The organism is Pseudoalteromonas sp. TB25 (assembly GCF_000497995.1).
In the GTDB taxonomy this organism is placed as follows: Bacteria; Pseudomonadota; Gammaproteobacteria; order Enterobacterales; family Alteromonadaceae; genus Pseudoalteromonas; species Pseudoalteromonas distincta.
Map to the genome: position 1 here is coordinate 1 of NZ_AUTI01000213.1, position 726 is coordinate 726.

General features: G+C 38.4%; 2 protein-coding genes. One reads left to right on the forward strand and one right to left on the reverse strand.

The window, feature by feature from the left end; translation table 11 throughout:
• Positions 1-288, reverse strand: a 288-nt coding sequence (locus L652_RS0105585; protein ID WP_029770192.1) for a solute carrier family 23 protein, incomplete at its 3' end; no start/stop codon positions are given.
• A 118-nt stretch (positions 289-406) separates the two neighbouring features.
• Between L652_RS0105585 and L652_RS0105590 the strand changes: the two genes are divergently transcribed.
• The coding region (locus L652_RS0105590) for an SEL1-like repeat protein (protein WP_024595372.1) at positions 407-726 on the forward strand (320 nt) is incomplete at its 3' end.

Genomic DNA, 726 nt, shown 5'->3' on the forward strand with positions numbered 1-726 from the left:
GGTATAACCCATTCCTAATACGACGCCATACGTAAAAAAGGCATTTAGTCCCATGCCAGGCGCTAATGCTAATGGATAATTAGCCCACAAACCCATTATAAAACAGCCTATCGCAGCTGCTATACAGGTAGCTACAAATGCAGCCCCTTGGTCCATCCCTGCCTCAGCAAGCATAGCCGGGTTTACAAATACAATGTATACCATAGTGATAAAGGTAGTTAGGCCAGCAACGCATTCGCGTTTAACTGTTGAGTTATTTTCGCTGAGTTTAAATAAGGCTTCAAACATAATAAACTTGTGATAGTAAAAAGTGACGAGATTTTAACATAAAAATTATCTTTTACAGGACATTTTACCTTGCTATATACTAAACTGTTAAAGTAGTTAAAATAATAAATGAACCAATATGCTTAAAACAACACCTTGTGAGCAAGACTTAGAGCAACAGCTAGACAACATTTTAGGTTTTGTTACTCAACCAGAAAGCAGCCCCGCGCCCATTGATAATAAAAAAGATGAGCAAAGTACTATTAATAAAGCCCTATATTATTTAAAAAATAATCAAGCTCCATTGGCTGTAAAATGGATGCGCCTTGCTGCAATGGCAGGAAACCATAGAGCCCAGTTTTATTTAGGTTTATTTTTTGTAAAAGGTGAAGGCGTGCCACAAAGTGTATTTCATGCTGTAGCGTGGTTGAGCTTAGCGAGTAGCCAAGGATACGCACC